This is a genomic window from Vibrio sp. 1288 (genome assembly GCF_033344475.1).
This window is the reverse complement of record NZ_JAWPOX010000002.1, coordinates 60335-80779: the sequence shown is the minus strand read 5'-3', so window position 1 is coordinate 80779 and position 20445 is coordinate 60335. Positions and strand designations below refer to the sequence as shown.

General features: G+C 43.5%; 17 protein-coding genes. 8 read left to right on the top strand and 9 right to left on the bottom strand.

Annotated elements, in window-relative coordinates; all coding sequences use genetic code 11:
• Window positions 1-51 precede the first annotated feature (51 nt).
• A complete protein-coding gene (gene sohB / locus R8O11_RS01940; protein WP_213965581.1) occupies window positions 52-1113 on the bottom strand; it encodes a protease SohB in 1062 nt (353 codons plus the stop codon).
• 254 nt (window positions 1114-1367) lie between these two features.
• Here sohB and R8O11_RS01935 point away from each other — a divergent pair, with 254 nt between their 5' ends.
• The 4 genes from R8O11_RS01935 (at window position 1368) to R8O11_RS01920 (ending at window position 7446) form a co-directional block, all read left to right on the top strand.
• Window positions 1368-2114, top strand: coding sequence for a YciK family oxidoreductase (locus R8O11_RS01935; protein ID WP_213905694.1), 747 nt, complete (start codon window positions 1368-1370; stop codon window positions 2112-2114).
• Window positions 2115-2243: 129 nt separating this feature from the next.
• Window positions 2244-2936 (top strand): translesion DNA synthesis-associated protein ImuA, encoded by a 693-nt coding sequence (imuA, locus tag R8O11_RS01930; protein ID WP_005372979.1) that lies wholly within the window; start codon window positions 2244-2246, stop codon window positions 2934-2936.
• 4 nt (window positions 2937-2940) lie between these two features.
• Window positions 2941-4344: a Y-family DNA polymerase gene (locus tag R8O11_RS01925; RefSeq protein ID WP_238969996.1), complete on the top strand. Its 1404-nt coding sequence runs from the start codon at window positions 2941-2943 to the stop codon at window positions 4342-4344.
• Window positions 4345-4371: 27 nt separating this feature from the next.
• Window positions 4372-7446: an error-prone DNA polymerase gene (locus R8O11_RS01920; protein WP_064368639.1), complete on the top strand. Its 3075-nt coding sequence runs from the start codon at window positions 4372-4374 to the stop codon at window positions 7444-7446.
• Window positions 7447-7518: 72 nt separating this feature from the next.
• On the opposite strand, the gene R8O11_RS01915 is transcribed toward R8O11_RS01920, so the two are convergent.
• Window positions 7519-8472 (bottom strand): chemotaxis protein CheV, encoded by a 954-nt coding sequence (locus R8O11_RS01915; RefSeq protein WP_005372976.1) that lies wholly within the window; start codon window positions 8470-8472, stop codon window positions 7519-7521.
• Between the two features lie 363 nt (window positions 8473-8835).
• Window positions 8836-10053: an ROK family protein gene (locus R8O11_RS01910; protein WP_005372973.1), complete on the bottom strand. Its 1218-nt coding sequence runs from the start codon at window positions 10051-10053 to the stop codon at window positions 8836-8838.
• Between the two features lie 410 nt (window positions 10054-10463).
• Here R8O11_RS01910 and pyk point away from each other — a divergent pair, with 410 nt between their 5' ends.
• Window positions 10464-11906 (top strand): pyruvate kinase, encoded by a 1443-nt coding sequence (gene pyk, locus R8O11_RS01905; protein ID WP_005372972.1) that lies wholly within the window; start codon window positions 10464-10466, stop codon window positions 11904-11906.
• A 108-nt stretch (window positions 11907-12014) separates the two neighbouring features.
• On the opposite strand, the gene R8O11_RS01900 is transcribed toward pyk, so the two are convergent.
• Together R8O11_RS01900 and R8O11_RS01895 are read right to left on the bottom strand one after the other, a co-directional pair.
• A complete protein-coding gene (locus R8O11_RS01900; RefSeq protein ID WP_047103410.1) occupies window positions 12015-13166 on the bottom strand; it encodes a patatin family protein in 1152 nt (383 codons plus the stop codon).
• A 44-nt stretch (window positions 13167-13210) separates the two neighbouring features.
• On the bottom strand, window positions 13211-13303 hold the full coding sequence (locus R8O11_RS01895; RefSeq protein ID WP_005372970.1) for a YnhF family membrane protein: 93 nt from the start codon (window positions 13301-13303) through the stop codon (window positions 13211-13213).
• A gap of 127 nt (window positions 13304-13430) precedes the next feature.
• On the opposite strand from R8O11_RS01895, the gene R8O11_RS01890 reads away from it, so the two are divergent.
• The 3 genes from R8O11_RS01890 (at window position 13431) to R8O11_RS01880 (ending at window position 16149) form a co-directional block, all read left to right on the top strand.
• Complete coding sequence (locus tag R8O11_RS01890) at window positions 13431-14021, top strand: outer membrane protein (RefSeq protein ID WP_213963874.1); 591 nt, start codon at window positions 13431-13433, stop codon at window positions 14019-14021.
• A gap of 569 nt (window positions 14022-14590) precedes the next feature.
• Entirely contained in the window at window positions 14591-16057 is a 1467-nt protein-coding gene (locus tag R8O11_RS01885) for a sodium-dependent transporter (protein ID WP_005372966.1), read from the top strand.
• A complete protein-coding gene (locus R8O11_RS01880) occupies window positions 16054-16149 on the top strand; it encodes a MetS family NSS transporter small subunit (RefSeq protein ID WP_005372963.1) in 96 nt (31 codons plus the stop codon). Before R8O11_RS01885 ends, R8O11_RS01880 begins: the two co-directional genes overlap by 4 nt.
• Window positions 16150-16217: 68 nt before the next feature.
• Here the strand turns inward: R8O11_RS01880 and R8O11_RS01875 are convergent, their stop codons facing one another.
• The 4 genes from R8O11_RS01875 to R8O11_RS01860 form a co-directional block, all read right to left on the bottom strand.
• On the bottom strand, window positions 16218-16619 hold the full coding sequence (locus R8O11_RS01875) for a hypothetical protein (RefSeq protein ID WP_005372960.1): 402 nt from the start codon (window positions 16617-16619) through the stop codon (window positions 16218-16220).
• Between the two features lie 212 nt (window positions 16620-16831).
• Window positions 16832-18262, bottom strand: coding sequence for a PTS glucose transporter subunit IIBC (gene ptsG, locus R8O11_RS01870; RefSeq protein WP_064377078.1), 1431 nt, complete (start codon window positions 18260-18262; stop codon window positions 16832-16834).
• Window positions 18263-18706: 444 nt separating this feature from the next.
• Entirely contained in the window at window positions 18707-19474 is a 768-nt protein-coding gene (locus R8O11_RS01865) for a TatD family hydrolase (RefSeq protein ID WP_005372957.1), read from the bottom strand.
• Window positions 19465-20427 (bottom strand): DNA polymerase III subunit delta', encoded by a 963-nt coding sequence (locus R8O11_RS01860; protein WP_064377077.1) that lies wholly within the window; start codon window positions 20425-20427, stop codon window positions 19465-19467. The genes R8O11_RS01865 and R8O11_RS01860 overlap by 10 nt, the downstream gene beginning before the upstream one ends.
• Window positions 20428-20445: the final 18 nt, after the last annotated feature.

The window sequence follows — 20445 nt, the reverse complement described above, 5'->3', positions numbered from 1 at the left end:
CGGCGAGAGCTTCCGCCCTCGCCGTTTTAAATGTCATGAACTTAAGCTCGATTAAACAATCGGCTTTTGACCACGCTCAGCTAACTTTAAAATCACACTATCAGCGACTTTACCCGCCACACCTGCTAGCTTGTCGGCCAGTTTTTTCTTTTGTACATAATGCACAGAAAGTACAGTTTTATCTTTGCATGCTGCAACAACGATATCATCAGATGTACTAATGTCATCCACCAAACCAAGCTCTTTCGCTTGTGTACCGAACCAGTGCTCACCAGTGGCTACTTTGTCTAGGTCCAAACTAGGACGACGCTCACGGATGAAGTCTTTAAACAAGACATGTGTTTCTTCAAGTTCTTGCTTAAACTTATCGCGCGCTTTATCGGTATTCTCACCGAACATCGTTAGCGTGCGTTTATATTCACCCGCTGTTAGTTGTTCGTACTCAATGTCATGTTTCTTCAACAGTTTGTTGAAGTTAGGAATTTGTGCGATAACGCCAATAGACCCCACAATTGCAAATGGTGCAGAAACAATCTTATCTGCTACACATGCCATCATGTAACCGCCACTTGCCGCAACTTTGTCAACAGAGATGGTCAGAGGAAGACCCGCAGCTTTGATTCGGTCCAGTTGAGAAGAGGCAAGGCCGTAACCATGAACCATACCACCGCCAGACTCTAAGCGAAGTAACACTTCATCACCTTCACGTGCGACAGCCAAAATAGCGGTGATTTCTTCACGTAGAGACGCGACTTCTTTTGCGTCTATGCTACCGTTGAAATCAAGAACAAATAGGTGTGGTTCACGCTTGCTATCTAATGAACCGTCTTTGCTCGCTTGTTTGATTTCTTTCTCGCGAGATTTGTTCTTCTCTTTTTCTTCTTTCTTGACGGCTTTATCTCGAGCCTTGATGAAAGTATCGTCATGCAAATGATGCTCTAACTGCTCAACAGATTGTTTGTGTTGCTCTGAAAGGTTGGTAATCTCTAACTCCCCTTTCGCCGCACCCGATTTGCCACCAGCCGATTTTGCAATAATGAGCAGAACAATTATCGCAGCAACCACCGTGATAATTTTGGCCAGAAACAGACCATAATCTAATAAAAATTCCAACGAGAGCTCCTTTATCTCATTTCAGATGACGTTAGTATGTTACGCAGAAACATCAGCGAGAAGGCAGCGCGGTTTGTAACCACTTGTTCTGATTGATAGCATACCTAACGAAAGTTCTGGAATTGGTATAACACATGAATTGGTGTATTGTAACCATCTTGTCACGATTACCAAGATTTTCCATTGAGAAACAGGCGTTTTTTAGCGTCAATTAACTATCATGGACCCTCTTACAATAATAAGGATTTATCGCCGTGAACTACTCCGTTTCAGCTGATGCTCTAAAAGGTAAAGTCATTCTTGTTACTGGCGCTGGTAATGGCATCGGCCGTCAAGCCGCGCTTTCTTATGCCGAGCACGGTGCAACTGTTATTCTCTTGGGTAGAAATGTGCAAAACCTTGAATCTATCTATGATGAGATTGAAGCTTCTGGCTATCCACAAGCAGCTATCATTCCATTGGATCTCAAGGGAGCAACTCAGCAGAATTACATTGATATGGCAGAGACAATCGAAGGACAGTTTGGTCGCTTGGATGGTCTATTACACAACGCAGGTGTCTTGAGTTCGCTGTGTCCATTTGATCAAATCAAAGAGGAAGACTTCGACGATATCATGCAGATCAACGTGAAAGCCGAAGTGCTAATGACTCAAGCACTACTGCCTGTGATGCGTAAATCAGAAGCTGGGCGTATTATCTTTACCTCTTCAACCGTCGGCCACTCTGGCCGCGCATTCTGGGGGCCATACGCTATCTCTAAGTTTGCCGTAGAAGGCATGATGCAAGTTTTAGCTGACGAGCTGAGTGATACACCGATTCGCGTTAACGCAATTAACCCTGGTGCCACTCGTACTCGCATGCGTGAAAAAGCATATCCGGGTGAAGATGCGAATACTCTCAAAACGCCACTGGATATCATGCCGCTATATTTGCACTTAATGGATCCTGCGGTTACCGATGTGAACGGTCAGTGCATCGACGCTCAACCGAAGCGTAAATAACTCATTCAGGTTACCTCACATAATCGATTGAAAAGGCAGCAAACGCTGCCTTTTTTCATTTCTCTCTTCATAAAAATCTTGCGACTTTCTCCCACAGAAATATACTGTACATATATACAGGTATTTATTATGCAAGATATTATTCAGAACTTAAAAAGCCAACACCTTGTTTGGCAAGCAAATTTAACGAAAGCAGATCCTCAGCAGCTGCAGACTAGTTCCGGTTTTTCTGAATTAGATGATTTGCTCGGCGGAGGCTTTCCACCTCATGGCGTAGTGGAGATGGAATCTATTGGTAGTATTGGTGAATTGCGTTTGCTCGCTCCCTATTTAAAAGCCACTCAGACCAATGGTATGACCGCATTTATTCAACCACCTGCGCTAGTGAATTCTCTGTTTTTACACTACATCGGGTTGGATATAAACCAAGTGTGGGTTGTTACTCCAACTCACCCCAAAGATGCTCTTTGGGCTGCAGAGCAATGTCTGAAAAGTGGGGTATGCAGTAATGTTTTGTTATGGCAAGAAGAGCTTGAAATACATCAAGTGAAACGCTTACAGGTAGCGAGTGAACAAGGTACTTGCCCTCTCTTTATGCTTAAAACAGATACTATCAACCGCTTGTCTTTGCCTGTGTCACTCAGTTTAAAACTGAAAGGCGACGAGCAAGGGATTCATGTTGAAGTGCTGAAAAGGAAAGGAGGCTGGAATAGAGGTAGCGTTAGTATCGGATTCCAACACCATTACCCGCAACTGGTGAAACCATCATCTGAAACTGTGCACTCGACTGTGGTCAATTTCCCACTGGCGAACCAAGGTTAGTGATATGTCTCTGTGGATTTACTTGCACTTCCCTCGCCTGCAGCTAGACGCACTCTTTGGTGATAACCAAGAACAACCCGTGGTGATTGTCGAAAGCCAACGTTGCCAGATTCTTCAATACAACGAGATTGCCGAACAACAAGGCATTAAGCCTGGTATGGGCTTAGGCAGTGCTGCGTCCTTGTGTCGAGATTTACAAGTGCATCCTTATCATCCGCACACCGAATGGAGCAAGTTACAAGAAATTGCTCAATGGCTGTATTTGATCACATCTGACGTTGTGTTGATGCCAAACCAAGGTATTTTACTGCGTGCTACTCCAATGCTCGCTCTGTATGAAGGGCTTGAAAACTATTGGAATAAAGTCAGAGCTCACTTATCGGAGCTGAAACTGAGTTTTCAATTCGGATGTGGTTTTTCGCCTTTTGCTGCCAAATTGATGGCAATATCAGGAGCGAACGTCATCAGTGAAGACAAATCTGCCATACAAAAAGTCCTATCACCATTACCGTTAACACTGGCAGATTTATCAAGCGCTACAGTAGAGAAGTTACAACGTGTAGGCGTCACCACATTGCAAAACCTGCTTGAACTGCCATTGCAAGACATCGCACGACGCTTTGATATCGATTTGGTGAACTACGTTGGTCGACTGACTGGGCAGTTTAAACACCCTGTCGACCTTTATCACCCTACCGAATCCTTCCAAGTTTATTTAGAGCTGTTGTTTGAGATCGAAAACGTTCAGTGGATTGAAAAACCGTTGGCCAAATTACTTCGTCAACTCGAAACCTTTCTTAAATTAAGAGATAAGGTCGCTTTTGAACTGTGTTTAACACTCCACCAGCGTGAGAAACAAGAGCAACACCTTCAACTCACTTCTGCGCAAGGTGATTACCTATGTCAGCGTTGGCAACAGTTAGCGAGTTTGAGCTTAGAGTCACTCTCGCTTAATGGCCCAGTCACAGGGCTAACGTTAAAAGTCATCCGTCAAGGTGAGCCTCTTAGTGCATCACGCGATCTCTTTGCTGGGCAGAAAGGAAACATGAATGCTTTAGAGCTGCTCTCTTTACTGCAAGCTAAATTGGGAAAAAGTGCTGTTTTAAAACCCAATATTGCTTGCGATCCTAGACCAGAAAAGGCCAGTCAGTATCGCCCTGCTGATGCTCCAGATAAAAAGGGGCACGCCATACCTTCCATACTACGCCCCGCAATGCAATTACCCACTCCCATTGTATTGCAAGAACAAGTTTCTTTGGTCCACGGACCTGAGCGAATAGTTTCTGGGTGGTGGGATGGTGATGAGATCATGCGTGATTACTACATTGCACACACCAAGCAAGGCCGCTGGTTATGGATATTTCGCGATCAGCACAAGCACTGGTTTCTTCATGGCTATTTTTGTTAAATCGACAGTTATTTTTGTTGGGTCATTATGAGTTACGCGGAACTATTTTGTCAGTCTAACTTCTCTTTTTTGACTGGGGCTTCTCATGCAGAAGAGCTGGTACTCCAAGCTGCTTTCTATCGCTATCAAGCTCTAGCTATAACGGATGAATGTTCAGTCGCGGGCGTTGTCAAAGCCCATGCGACCATCGAACAACATAAACTCGATATCAAACAAATCGTTGGAAGTATGTTTTGGTTAAATGATGAATGCCAAATCGTACTGCTTTGCCCTTGTCGCAAGGCTTATGCCGAGTTGTGTCGTATCATCACAAACGCAAGAAGACGCAGTGAAAAAGGCAACTATCAACTGTTCGAATGGGATTTGATGTCGGTTCGACATTGTTTGGTATTGTGGCTGCCCACACATCAAGAGAGTGATCACTATTGGGGGCGCTGGCTCAATCAACACCACGCTAATCGTTTGTGGGTAGCGATTCAGCGCCATTTGAGTAACAACGATACTGAGTACATTGCGCACTGCGAGCAGTTAGCACATGAATTTCAATTACCTATAACTGCCTGCGGAGGCGTTCTCATGCATGACGTTGAACGCTTGCCATTACAGCATGTACTTACTGCTATAAAACATGGGTGTAGCGTCGATAAACTCGGTTTTGACCGTATTTCGAATACTGAGCGAGCGCTTCGTCCTTTTAAAAAGTTGATTCGGATTTACAAACCAGAATGGCTGGAAGAAAGTACTTACATCGCCGATTTATGCGAGTTTAAGCTCTCCGATTTAAAATACGAATATCCTACCGAGCTGATCCCAGATGGTTATACACCCGACTCTTACTTACGTATGTTGGTCGAACGTGGTAAAAAGCTGCGTTTTCCTGAAGGCGTGCCCGCAGAAGTCAATCAAACCATCGAGAATGAACTGGCGCTTATTCAAGAGCTTAAATACCACTACTACTTCCTTACTATTCACGACATCGTAATGTTTGCGAAACAGCAAGGTATTCTTTACCAAGGGCGAGGTTCCGCTGCAAACTCTGTAGTGTGTTATTGCCTGGAAATTACCGCCGTCGATCCTCGACAAATCGCTGTCTTATTCGAACGATTTATCAGTAAAGAACGTAAGGAACCGCCGGATATTGATGTGGACTTTGAACACGAGCGCCGTGAAGAAGTTATCCAGTATATTTACAAAAAATATGGTCGTGAGCGTGCAGCACTTGCTGCAACAGTGATCAGCTATCGCTTTAAAAGTGCCGTGCGTGAAGTCGGTAAAGCACTAGGGATTGAAGAGACCCAATTAGATTTTTTCATTAAGAACGTTAATCGCCGAGATCGCAGCCAAGGCTGGCAAGCTCAAATTATTGAACTTGGCTTACAACCAGAATCTCTCAAAGGGCAGCAGTTTATCCAATTGGTCAACGAGATCATTGGCTTCCCACGCCATTTATCTCAGCACGTAGGTGGCTTTGTAATTTCATCTGGCCCTTTATATGAGTTGGTACCTGTTGAAAATGCCTCGATGGAAGATCGCACTATCATTCAATGGGATAAAGACGATTTAGAAAGCTTGAAGCTACTAAAAGTCGATGTACTCGCACTCGGCATGTTAAACGCCATCAAAAAGTGCTTTCAACTGGTCGAGAAACATCACCAGCGATCCCTCTCGATTTCCGAGATCACTCGCCGACAAGATGATCCACACGTGTACCGCATGATCCAAAAAGCTGACACGATAGGCGTATTCCAAATTGAATCTCGTGCACAAATGAGCATGCTTCCTCGCCTAAAGCCTGCTTGTTATTACGACTTAGTGATTCAAATTGCAATTGTTCGTCCAGGCCCTATTCAGGGTGATATGGTGCATCCTTTTTTAAAACGACGAGATCACAAAGAGCCTGTCAGTTATCCATCGGAAGAAGTAAAAAGCGTTCTGGAGCGGACTATGGGCGTCCCTATTTTCCAAGAGCAAGTCATCAAGCTAGCCATGGTAGCCGCAGGGTTTAGCGGCGGCGAGGCCGATCAACTCCGTCGAGCGATGGCATCATGGAAAAAGAATGGCGATCTCGCTAAATTCAGACCAAAACTGATCAATGGTATGCAAGAGAGAGGTTATGACTTAGCGTTTGCTGAGCGCATTTTCGATCAGATTTGCGGCTTTGGTGAGTACGGCTTCCCTGAAAGTCATTCAGCGTCTTTCGCAGTGCTGGCATATTGTTCTGCATGGTTAAAATATTATTACCCAGCCGAATTTTACACTGCATTATTGAACAGCCAACCAATGGGATTTTATAGCCCATCGCAATTAGTACAAGATGCTCGCAGACATGGCGTCGAAGTATTGCCGGTGTGCGTCAATCATTCAAAATATCAACATCATCTCGTCTCACGTCCGAATGGCAGGCTCGGCGTGCAACTTGGTTTTCGCTTGGTGAAAGGCTTTAACGCAGAAAGCGCACAAAGGCTTATTGAGCGCAAACCACTTAATGGTTACCGATCGATTCAAGAAGTAAAGCAGATATTAAGAAGCCGAAGTGACATTGAATTATTGGCTTCAGCCAATGCATTTCAGGCCTTATCGGGAAATCGTTATAACGCTCGCTGGGCAGCAATGGATTCCTTATCTGACCTACCATTGTTTCACAAGGTCGAAGAACCCAATGTTAGCTACCAGACTCAACCCTCTGAATATGAAAATTTAATTGAGGATTACGCAAGCACGGGACTATCTCTTAGCCGCCATCCAATTAAATTATTAGAAGAAACGGGCAAACTCCCTCACTTTACCCGCATGAGGCAACTGACAGAGAAACCGCATAAGTCACTGGTCACAGTGGTAGGTGTGGTAACAGGAAGACAATCTCCAGGCACCGCCGCTGGCGTGACATTTTTTACGTTAGAAGATGACACGGGCAACATTAATGTGGTCGTTTGGCAAGCGACAGCACGAGCCCAAAAGCAAGCGTATTTAGGCGCTAAAGTATTAATGGTGAAAGGCATTCTTGAAAAAGAGGGAGAAGTCACACACGTTATTGCTGGCAAGTTGATGGATTGCACGCACTACTTGAACAATCTACAAAGTAAATCTCGGGATTTCCATTAGTACAGAGGAATTAAGGAGAGAAATGTTAAAAATCAGAGAGAGGTGCGCTCCCTCTGATTTCACTAGATCTAATCATGCACTTTTAGAAAGCATCTGGCGTAATCGGTCTTGAGCAACTTCAACCAGCAGATCCGGTTGGAATTTAGATATAAAGCGATCACAGCCTACTTTTTGTACCATGGCTTCATTAAAACTACCGCTCAGAGAAGTGTTCAATGTGATAAACAACTTAGACATACGTGGATCTTGGCGCACTTCATGGGTCAGTTTATAACCGTCCATTTCAGGCATTTCAGCATCCGTAATCATCATCAACAGCTCTTTTTCTACATCTTTACCTTCATCACACCAACGTTTTAAAACCGTTAACGCTTCTAGCCCGTCACGGCACTCGATGATATTCATACCCAATTGAGAAAGCGTATCGCGAACTTGATTACGAGCTGTAGAGGAATCATCCACAATCAGAACATTACGCCCGACCATTGCTTGGGCCAATTCTTGATCGAGAATGTCCTCCGAGATAGTCACGTCGTAATGTACGATCTCTGCTAAAACTTTTTCAACGTCAATAATTTCGACAATTTGAGAGGCATCCCCCTCTTTGATTTGCGTGATAGCCGTGAGGTAATTCGAGCGACCAGACGTGGAAGGAGGCGGCTGAATTTCAGTCCATGCCGTATTAATAATGTTTTTAACCGGACCGACTAAGAAGCCCTGCACCGTGCGGTTGTACTCTGTCACGATCAAATTTTCTTCTTCCGCTTCACCACGTAAAGCAGGAAAACCAATTGCGCCTCGTAAATCAATCACTGGTACCGCTTCACCTCGTAGAGAAGCAACCCCACGAATATTGTAGTGCGATCCAGGGAGCTTGGTTAACGGTGGAAGCTTGATGACCTCTTTCACTTTGAACACATTAATCGCAAATAATTGGCGACTATTTAAAGTGAACAGCAGAAGCTCTAGTCGATTTTCACCAACCAAGTTTGTACGCTGGTCAACCGTATTTAACACTCCGGACATACTACTACCTAAATTATGGATAATTCTTATTTTACTCGAAATCAGTACAGACACAGCAAGGTTATATAACCAAATAACCTTAAAATATTTGGCTTTTCGAGCACAGCTTTAAAGTACAACAGTTTTAGCGTATTACTTCTCTTTGCATCAGACGCAAAGTCACGCAGCACATTGAAAGCCATTTTGTTTATTTACTTGAGCTTTTTAGGAAATTACATGAATGGCGCAGATATAGCAATGCAACATAACTCAAATTCCCATTCTAGTAATAGGCGATCAAAAAGGGTGAGCCGTTAAGTCTCACCCTAAATCACCTACAAATGTAGTCTCAACAGCCAGGCACATCATCATGTTAAAAAGTACTTAACCTTCCACAACCTTCATCAATAGTTGACCATCGTACAACGCTTGCTTAATCAACGCGGCACCAGGCATTGTGGCTTGCTTATAGAAACGAGACTCCACCAGCTCAAGATCTTGGTGATAAACAGGTAAACTCTGCTCTTCGATACAGCGACGAACCGCAGGATAAAGCACATCTTTTGCTTGGTTAATCACACCACCGATCAAGATTTTCTCAGGGTTAAATAAGTTGATCACAATAGCAATTGCAGAGCCTAAGTAGCCTCCAAGTTTTTCAATCACATCGACGGCCAAAGGATCACCGTTTGCAGCGGCTTCACAAATGCTCTCAATACTCATTTCTTCTTGTTTAGCAAGAATAGAGTCTTCGCCATCAGCGATTCGTCTTACGACTTCTTCACGAATTGCCTGAGAACTGGCAACGGTTTCCAAACAGCCAATATTGCCGCAATGACAACGTTTTCCATTTGGGTCAATTTGAATATGCCCGAGTTCACCAATGTTACCGTGACGGCCTTGCAAAACGCGCCCATCCAGAATGATGCCCGCACCTAAACCGTGGTGGATAGAGATAAGAACGGAGTTGTCATTATCTTGAGAATGACCAAAAAGCTTTTCTGCTAATGCCCAAGCTCGCGTGTCATTGGCAATGAAAACTGGCAAGCCTGTTGCTTTGTATATCTCTGGTCCAAGAGCAAGATTTTCGACATTGTAATGAGGCATCTGCAAAACGACACCTTGCTCTGAGTTCACGAGACCAGGCAGCGTAAGAGCAATACTGGTAACACGATCAAGTTGATCCGCGTAAGTCTGAAAGAATTCATCAATTTCGTAAAGCAGGCGCTCAAGCACATCGTCTTGATCAAGCTCGTGTATCTCGATTTTAGTATCGATCAGTACATCACCGCCTAACTCATGCAAAGCAATGGTTAAATAACCTCGCCCCAAACGCATTGACAAAAATTGCCAGCCTTCATTATTGACCTGCAAACCGACAGCAGGTCGACCACGACTCGTCGCTTCTTGTACTGTCGTTTCATGAATCAAGTGCGCTTCAATTAATTCTCGAGTGATTTTGGTGATACTAGCAGGAGCAAGCTCACTCTGCTTGGACAAATCAATTCGAGAAATAGGACCTTTTAGGTCAATTAGTTTATATACACGACCAGCATTGACCTGTTTGATATGATCAATATGGCCCGGTTGAGCCATGTACATCTTGCACTCCGAAATTCTATAACGGGACAATTTTTTTACTTTGCGAACTAATTGTGAAGTGAATTAATAAATCCCCGTGACAAGCATCACGTATAAACCTGTTTGTTTGTGTATTCAATCAAATAACGAAGAATCTACTCCTGTTAAATTGTTTGAAAAATAACTTATTTTTATTCACTAAATTATGAAGTAATGCCTTTAAAGCAGCGTATTTTTATCAATAAGGCCATTGCCTGTCGAATATCTGTCTGTTTTACCGGGGTTACTCTTAATGTAAACATTCTGTGCATATACTTATATTCAAGTAGCTTTAAGGTGTGGGCTCAGCAACGAGGCTAACCTTGAGAGCGATTGCGTAAAGTAAGGATAGAGTTCAAGTTACCTTTACACACACATTCATCGGAGAATCTATGACTTCCAAATTAAGACGAACAAAAATTGTCACTACGCTGGGTCCTTCAACGGATAAGGACAATATACTTGAGGAGATCATCAAAGCCGGTGCAAACGTTGTCCGTATGAATTTTTCACATGGAACCAGTGAAGACCACATTCAACGTGCGAACAAAGTCCGTACCATTGCAGCAAGACTTGGGCGTCAGGTTGCAATTCTTGGTGATTTACAAGGCCCTAAAATCCGTGTATCAACGTTTAAAGACGGCCAAGTCATTTTGAATGTGGGCGATAAATTCACATTAGATAGTGATTTACCAAAAGGTGAAGGCAATCAAGAATCTGTAGGGTTAGATTATAAAGAACTACCGCAAGATGTTTCACCAAATGACATTTTATTACTCGATGATGGACGCGTTCAGCTGCAAGTTACCAAAGTAGAGGGTAATAAAGTTCATACCCGTGTGATTGTCGGTGGTCCACTGTCCAACAATAAAGGGATCAACAAAAAAGGCGGCGGATTGTCAGCCGATGCGCTCACAGAGAAAGATAAAGCCGACATTCTTACCGCCGCAGCAATTCAAGTAGACTACCTTGCTATTTCATTCCCACGTAACGGCGAAGACATGCATTACGCTCGACGCTTAGCCAGAGATGCAGGCCTTGAAGCTATGTTAGTGGCTAAAGTCGAACGAGCAGAAACCGTCGCGACCAATGAGTCTATTGACGACATTATTCTCGCATCCGATGTGGTGATGGTTGCACGTGGTGACCTTGGTGTAGAAATCGGTGACCCTGAGCTCATTGGTGTCCAGAAAAAACTGATTCGCCGCGCACGCAGTTTAAACCGTATCGTGATTACTGCGACACAAATGATGGAATCCATGATTACTAGCCCAATGCCAACGCGTGCTGAAGTGATGGATGTGGCCAATGCGGTTCTAGACGGCACTGACGCGGTGATGCTGTCTGGAGAGACTGCTGCAGGTAAATATCCTGTAGAAACGGTCAAATCCATGGCCGAAGTATGTGTGGGGGCAGAAAAAATGTCGGAGGCAAGTCTATCTACTTATCGCTTAGATAGAACCTTCGAAACCGCTGAAGAAACCATCGCAATGGCAACCATGTACTCTGCGAATCACATGGAAGGAATTAAAGCGATGATCTCGTTAACTGAGTCCGGCAGGACTGCGTTGATGATGTCTCGCTTAAGCTCTGGCTTGCCAATATTTGCCTTATCACGGAATGAATCGACACTAAATCGAGCAGCATTATACCGAGGCGTGACACCTGTATATTTCGAGTCAAAAAGTGATGCGGGTTTACCAACGGCTCAAGCTGCAATTACTAGCCTTAAAGAGCAAGGGTTCTTGCACAAAGGTGATTTAGTCATTATTACTCAAGGCGATGTAATGGATGTTGTTGGCTCAACCAATTGCATGCGCATTCTACAAGCGTAGTCGTTATACCTAACCGGAGTTAACCACAAGAACCCGCAAATAAGGCTCCGAAAATGGAGCCTTATTTATATGCTTTGTATATTGCGCACATCGTGAACGTAAGAAGGTTTATGCACTCTCTCTACCATCAATTTCAACATCCAGCTGGTCATAGAGTTGAACTAGGTTAAACCCAGCTTGAAGCCCAAGTTGATAGTCATGCTCTAGTGACTCTTGGTCACTTAACAAAGAAGAAGAACGAAGTCCCTCTTTAGGCGCAACTTGTAAAATAAAAGTGTCGTCAGGTGGAGCAGAAATAAAGGCCTGAGTGAGCTCAAATGTTTGATAATGAATCATCAGCATGTCGGCTAAACCTGAATCAAAATTCTCACCAATCAGATGACTTAAACGATACAAGTTATCGGCACCGAACAACCAACGGCCTCCATTTAGCAGCATTTTCCCTGCAAGCTTCGATTGATGTGCTGCATTAATTTTTTGTTGGAAGAACGACGCCCAATCCAGCTTCCACTGATTCACTTTTTGCTGCCATGATTGCTGTACTGAGTTGATAGACTCTCGATACCATTCGACAGGCACATCCCCCACTTCACTTTGGGCTCTCGCTTCAATCTCTGAAAACGGCTCTGTGCGAATGACAATAATGTTGCGAGCATTCTGACGCCACGCTTCTTGAACAGGGATAGAGGCAGACACGCCGCCATCAACAAACTTATTGCCATTTACGTCGACAGGTCCGTGGTACAACTTGGGAATCGCACATGTCGCTAGCATAGTGTTAAACCACGAGTCATCCAAGATTGGTAGATATTGATCTGATAGCGTCTCTATATTCGTTACCGCAGCAAACGCTTCTCGTTTTCCCAATGCACTACGACCTAAATCAAGGTCAAGCTTGTATGGGAAATCTTGAATCCGTTCTAATGCCCACTCTAAACCTAAGTACTGCTGCTTTCGGATATAGCGAAACAGATTAAAAAATTCAGGAGACGTTGTCAGCTCGGTAATAAAAGCTTTGCCCATGCCATGTTGACGACACAAGTAAGAACATAAGTTAAGTGCTCCGGCAGAGGTGCCATAGAATTCATCGAAAGGATCGAAGTTGGAAAGTAAAAAGGCGTCTAAAACGCCAGCGGTAAAAATCCCTCTCTGCCCTCCACCTTGCGTGACTAAAGCAGTTTTACCATGCCTAAAGTGCTCATAAACTTTTACATCAAGCTCTGCATGGCTTTCTGTGATTATACCGCTGTTACGTATCATAGGCTCACGCCATTTTGTTAAAACGTTTGGTAAAAGTGGTTATCTTAAGCTGTTGTAATAGCAATGATGCCAAATGACAAAAGCACTGCAAAAACAGTCACCACAATGATTAATGCGGATTTTAGATCGTGTTCCATAAACACCTCCTTAATATGTAACAAATTAATAACACCGGTGTGAAATATGTTCAAGATTTGCTTAATTTAGTCGCGCAATTTTGACTAACCCATCACAATTAGCTTAGTCATAATAAGGAGATAGGGCATGAACCAAAAACTCAGCTGGCTAGTAGGAATCATGATGATGAGTACTGCTATCAATGCACAAGCGAATATCATCGTTACACCATACATAGGCTATACAGGAGGCGGCCAAGTAGAGGATGAAAGTGGTAATACATACGATCTCGCCCCCGCAGTGAACTACGCTCTTTCAGTCGAGACTCCCTTAGAAAAAGGAAGGATCGGATTGTTTTACTCCAATCAATCGACGGAACTTGAAAAGCTGTCCAACTCAGCAGATATCCATTATCTGCACTTCCAAAGCAGCATGTACTATCCTGTCGCAGAAAATTGGCAAACCTATATCGGTGTAGGTTTGGGCGCTTCTTATGCCGATGTGGATTGGGTAGACAAAAAATACGGATTTTCGGCTAGCGCTTTTGCAGGGCTGGAATATGAATTTTCAAAGAACTTTGCATTAACAGCCCAACTGAGATGGTTAGGAACGGTCGTTGATAACGATACATCTGGCGCCTGTAATCTACCTAATGACGGCTCAAACTGTATCATTAAGTTCGATACTGATTGGATGAACCAATTCCAATCAAATGTCGGTTTTAGTTTCCGCTTCTAATTTTTATGCATGTTCCTCTGTAGGGCTCGTCACAAAGAACGCTGAACGAGTCCTGCACAGAGCCGATAAAGGACATCGTCTAAACACCATTGTTTGGCAAAGTAACGAAGCATCATCTAGATAGGTGCACAAAAGATAGCCGTACGCCCTAATTCATCAAAATAGTCTTAAACACCAAAGTAATTATTAGATCCCAGTCATTTATTCCAGACAAACAACCAACCACCCACACAAAACCACAATCAAACTCAAATTTAACAAGATTAAAACCAGACAACGCATCTGAATTAACATTTAGATTCTATTGCGCTAAGTATTATTAGAAGTTAGTCTGATCAGTGAAAACAGATAAATATTTCAGTTTTATCAAACACACATCAAAATTTTAAGATTAATAATCTACTTTCTCTTACAGTAGCCAGAATATAGCTCTATAAAATTATAAAAAGTTAGAATTAAGGATAGAAAAGCTGATGGATAACAGCGGTCCTTTCTTCCAACTGTTTGCGCAATTATTACTGTGTTACGTAGAGAGCTTCATTCCTCAGGGAGTCTTATAGGAGTCAAATATGAAGCGAGAACAATGGGGATCCCGGGCGGGATTCATCTTAGCAGCAGTTGGGTCTGCTATCGGTTTGGGAAACATTTGGCGTTTCCCATACATGGCCTATGAAAACGGTGGCGGCGCATTTTTTATTCCTTACATTTTTGCCATGATCACTGCCGGTATTCCATTTATGATCCTTGAGTTCAGTATGGGACAAAAATACCGAGGCTCGGCACCAAAAACACTTGCGAAAATTCATTCTAAATTTGAATGGCTTGGCTGGTTCCAAGTTGGTGTGGCTGCAGTTATTGCCGTTTACTATGTGGCTGTTATCGGTTGGTCGATTTCTTACTTTGGGTTGTCGTTCACTCAAGGTTGGGGAACCGATACCAACGCATTTTTCTTTAGTGAATACCTAAAGCTAGGTGACAACTCACCAACAGACTTAGGCAGTATTCAATGGAAGATTGCTTTATCCATGGTAATTGCTTGGGCAATTACTTACACCGCCATTGCCAAAGGCGTGAAATCAGGAATTGAACGAGCATCTAAAATTATGATGCCAATCCTATTCTTGATGGTGATTTTCTTAATCGGACGTATGATTTTCTTGCCAGGAGCTCTAGATGGCGTGAACTACATGTTCGAACCCGATTTCAGCAAAATTTGGGATGTGAAAGTATGGGCAGCGGCATATGGTCAGATCTTCTTTACGCTAAGTATCGGCTTCGCCATCATGCTAGCTTACTCTAGCTACCTACCAGAAAAGTCAGACATAACGAATAACGCGTTTATGACCGTGTTGATCAACTGTGGCTTCTCGATCCTAGCCGGCATCATGATCTTCTCAGTATTGGGTTACATGGCTCAAGAGCAAGGTAAGCCGTTAACAGAGGTGGTATCTGCAGGCGTTGGCTTGGCTTTTGTTACTTTACCTGCGGCAATTAACCTACTACCTGCCCCATATATTCTTGGTCCACTGTTCTTCTTTGCACTGGTGGTTGCTGGTCTAAGTTCGCATATTTCAATTATGGAAGCCGTAACTTCAGCCATTATCGACAAGCTGAAGTGGAGCCGTAAAAAAGCTGCAAATGTTGTGATTGGTATTGGCTTCGTTGTCTCTATGGCGTTTGCTACCAATGGCGGTCTGCTGCTACTCGATCTAGTAGACCACTTTGCAAACAACGTTGGCATCATGGTTGGTGGTCTGGTTGAGATTGTCTTGATGGCGTGGCTATTGAAGCGCGTGCCAGAAGTACGTAATTACGTTAACGAGCGCTCTGATTTCTCTGTTGGTCAATGGTTCGAGATCTGCTTACGCTTCGTTACACCAATCATGCTCGCCATTATCTTAGCGACCAAGCTATACGCCCTAATTACTGAAGGCTACGGTGGCTATGATCTAACTTTAGGCTGGGCACTTATCGCCGCACTCTTTATCTTTGGTCTAGTGATCAACGCAGTGAACCGCAAGGAGACAGCAAAATGACAATCAGCGCAATTATTATGATGGTTATTGGTTTAGGTATCACTTGGGGCGGCGCTGCCGTTTGCATCAAGCGAGCCATGGATAAACAATAGAACGTTAAGTTCCACATAAAAAACGCCGGTAGTTACCGGCGTTTTTTTATACATACATTAGTTCAATTCTAGAAACTGTACTTGATGCCAACGGCGCCGCCAAGTTGCAAGTCAGCACCTTTGTAAAGATCTAGCTCTGGGTGTATTTGACCATAAAGGTCCCAGCCGCGTGATAAATCCCAGTTCACACCAAGTGGTACTCTCACACCAAACTCGTCATCCCATTCATACCAGCCACCAACGCCGACATACCAAGTCACAGGCATGTTTTGATCGAATGTTCCACGCTTAGCGATGTAATCAAACGCCATACCATCGTTTCCGATAATGCCACGATATTTGTTATCTAACTCTACAACAACACTTAATTGTTGATCGACAGCCATACCAACTGATAGATCCGTTGGCTCGCTTGCCGCCATTGCCGTACTAGAAACTAGTCCCAAAACTAAAATGAATTTGTTCTTCATACACGTTATCAATTATTCAAAAAAACATTATTCGCTATTCAAACATAATGGCATATCAATATGTCAACGATGGGTAAGCTCGATGTATGAAAAAGCTGACAAAAGTAAAGATGAGTTTAGGATCACACTAAAAAGGAACTGTCAGTTAATAAAATAGGAACTAAAAAAGGAGGCCGAAGCCTCCTTTTATGCATTACTATGAATGACTGCGATTAACCGTGGTTACGAATCCACTCATCCATTTCAGTTTTTAGGTTATCAGACTTAGTACCGAAGATAGCCTGTACACCACCAGCTACAACTACAACACCAGCAGCGCCTAGTTGTTTTAGCTTGTCTTGGTCAACAGCTGCTGTATCTGCAACTGCTACACGTAGACGTGTGATACATGCATCTAGACCAGTAATGTTAGCTTTACCGCCAAACGCTGCAACCAGTTCACCGCCCATATCAGAGCCAGAAGTTACAGCTGCACTTTCCGTTTCATCTTCACGGCCAGGTGTTTTTAGGTCAAGCGCTGTGATTACACCACGGAACACTACGTAGTAAATTACTGCGTAAACTAGACCAACGGCAATCATTAGCACCATCTTCTGAGCGTTACCAGATAGAACTAGGAAGTCGATCAGACCGTGAGAGAAAGAAGTACCGTGTACAAAGCCTAGAGTGTTCGAAACGATGTATGCAGAACCAGCTAGTAGAGCGTGGATACCGTATAGTAGTGGAGCAACGAATAGGAATGAGAATTCGATTGGCTCAGTAATACCAGTTAGGAATGAAGTCAGTGCAGCTGACGCCATGATACCCATTACTTTTGCACGGTTTTCTGGTTTAGCACAATGAGCAATTGCGATTGCTGCAGCTGGTAGACCGAACATCTTGAACATGTAACCACCCGCTAGCTGACCGAAGCCATTACCAGCAGCACGAGATGCTTCATCAGCAACTAGGTAACAAGTTAGTACACCATTTTGAGCTTCACCGGCAGCGTTAACACAAGAACCTGCTTCGAAGAAGAACGGTACGTTCCAGACGTGGTGTAGACCGAATGGGATTAGAGAGCGCTCAACAACACCGTAGATACCGAATGCTAGCTGTGGGTTTTGGTGTGCAGCCCAATCAGAGAATGCAGAAATTGCACCGCCAATTGGTGGCCAGATAACAGAAAGGATAACACCTAGGACGATCGCAGCAAAACCAGTGATGATTGGCACTGCGCGCTTACCAGCGAAGAAGCCAAGGTACTCTGGAAGTTGGATTTTGAAGAAACGGTTGAATGCCCAAGCAGCCACACCACCGACAAGGATACCACCTAGTACACCTGTATCGATTTTCTCAACACCCATAACGCCCGCCATTACACCTAGCGTTGCCGTCATGATGCCGTAACCAACGATAGCTGCAAGACCTGCAACACCGTCGTTGTTAGTGAAGCCTAGCGCTACACCTACTGCAAATAGAAGTGCCATTTGGCCGAATACTGAACCACCAGCTTGTTCCATAAGATTAGAAACGATCTCTGGAATAAAGCTTAGATGGGCAGCACCCACACCTAATAAAATACCTGCAACTGGTAAAACTGATACTGGAAGCATCAGAGCCTTACCAACTTTTTGCAGGTTAGCAAAAAGGTTCTTAAACATGTTTATGCTCCTGATAAATTTATAAGTATTATTTGGGCACTAACGGCACACCCCCGTAGCCTAAAGGTTAGCACCCAATGAAAATGTAACCACAACTGCATTATATTTTCCGGCTCTAAATATATATTGATGACCCTCAAACTTTCCACACAGTTACGAAATTTAGTTTCAAAACAAGTCTTGGATCACACCCAAAAACAGCCGATGAAAAGGTTTGCATTGCACTTATATTACTGTTTTATAAAGAATTAATTATTTATATAATTAATTTTAAGGCGTAAATAAAATACGCCTCAATGTTATTTTTAGTAACAAAATTACATTTGTGATTTTTGAATGTTATTAAATCAACATTTTTAGTAAACATTAAACTCGTGAGCGTATCTGTTGTTTTTATCAACAAAAAAGGAGCCTAAGCTCCTTTTTTATGCTCTTATTATTTTTTCATCGCAAAAAAAGATTTCGGAAGTTTTCGGTGGTTTTTTGTGCCACTTCAGAAAGAGAGCACGATTTGAGTTGCGCAATATAAGAAGCGACTTCGACAACGTAAGCGGGTTGATTCTCTTTGCCACGATGAGGGACAGGAGCCAAGTAAGGAGAATCTGTCTCAATAAGAAGCTTCTCTAAAGGTAGAGTCTTCACCACTTCTTTTAACTCTGTAGCTTGACGGAAAGTAACAATCCCCGAGATAGAAATATAAAACCCCAGCTCCAGTGCAGCTTCAGCAAATGGAAGATCTTCTGTAAAACAGTGGATAACACCACCACATTTCTCTGCCCCACCCTTACGCAAAATATCTAGAGTATCCGCACGTGCGTTTCTGGTATGGATAATTAAAGGTTTGTTGAGCTCCACTGCAAGATCAACGTGTTGCTCAAAGCGCTCTTTCTGTAACGCGGCCGTTTCGGGCTTGTAATGATAATCTAAACCCGTTTCGCCAATAGCGACGACTTTTGCATTTGACGCATGGTGGCGCAATACGTCCATCGAAAAGTCGCTTTCAACATCAAGTGGGTGCACACCGCACGAAGCATAAACATTGTCATAAGGCTCGATCATTTCCATCATTTTCGGGAAAGAATCCAGCGTTACTCCAACAGAAAGTAGCTCAGTTACGTTTGCTTGTTTAGCTTTGTTAATAACGTCTTCCACATTGATGTGGAGATCGTCGTAATTCAATTTGTCTAAATGACAATGAGAATCTACGAACATAATGCCTCTCGTGATTCAATTAACCAATTCATTGATAGTAGCTCAAGGTTCAGGCCAGGAAAGGCTTGCACCTGAGCTTTCAGGTTCATCAGCGCCTTCGCTGATGAGTACAAACCGTTATAGTTGTCCGGTTGAAACTTTGTCGCGCCCGGAAGCATTTGAGCTTCTGATACACCAAACTGCGCTTTCTGAGCATCTGTCAGTAAATACCATGCCCAGTCTAATGATTGCTCTGAGTGTTTAGCGATTAAAGAAGCACACTCAGAAACGTCTGAAACAGGCGAAGACATTGCCTTAATAAAACTGCGTTCAAAAGCCAAGTAAGCTTCGAGCTCACCATTATTTAACGCATCCAATGTTTTTATTGGAGATCCCATATTCAGTTTTAAGGCATAAGCAGGAACTTGCTTCGCCCCTTGTTCGTGCATCCATTGCATTGCTTGTTCCGCTGACGGAGGCGCAACAACCCAGTGTTGACAACGGCTACGAATCGTTGGGAGCAGACGCTCCTGATTGTGGGTAACGAGCAAAAACAAGCACTTTTCCCCAGGCTCTTCTAGCGTCTTTAACAGCGCATTCGATGCCGACTCGTTCATAGAGTCCGCCGATTCTATTACAAATAGGCGGTAACCATTAAGCTGAGATGATTCCTGAGCAAGACGGTTACAAGCGCGAATTTGGTCCACCGTTATCGCCTTTCCTTCTTTCTCTGGCTTGATCCAGTGTAAATCAGGGTGGTTTTGAGATTGATTTAGCTGGCAGCTATGACAAAAACCGCATGCTTCACTCGCGTAATTTTGGCAAAGAAGTGCTTGGCTAAAAAACTCGATAAGTTTTTCGATGCCCAAGCCCTGCTCGCTTTGTAATAAAAGCGCACCTGGTATTCTGTCCGACTCTAACCCTACTTTGAGGTTATCCCATATTGGCTGTAGCCATGGATAATCATTTAACATGAGTCACCTAAATTTACG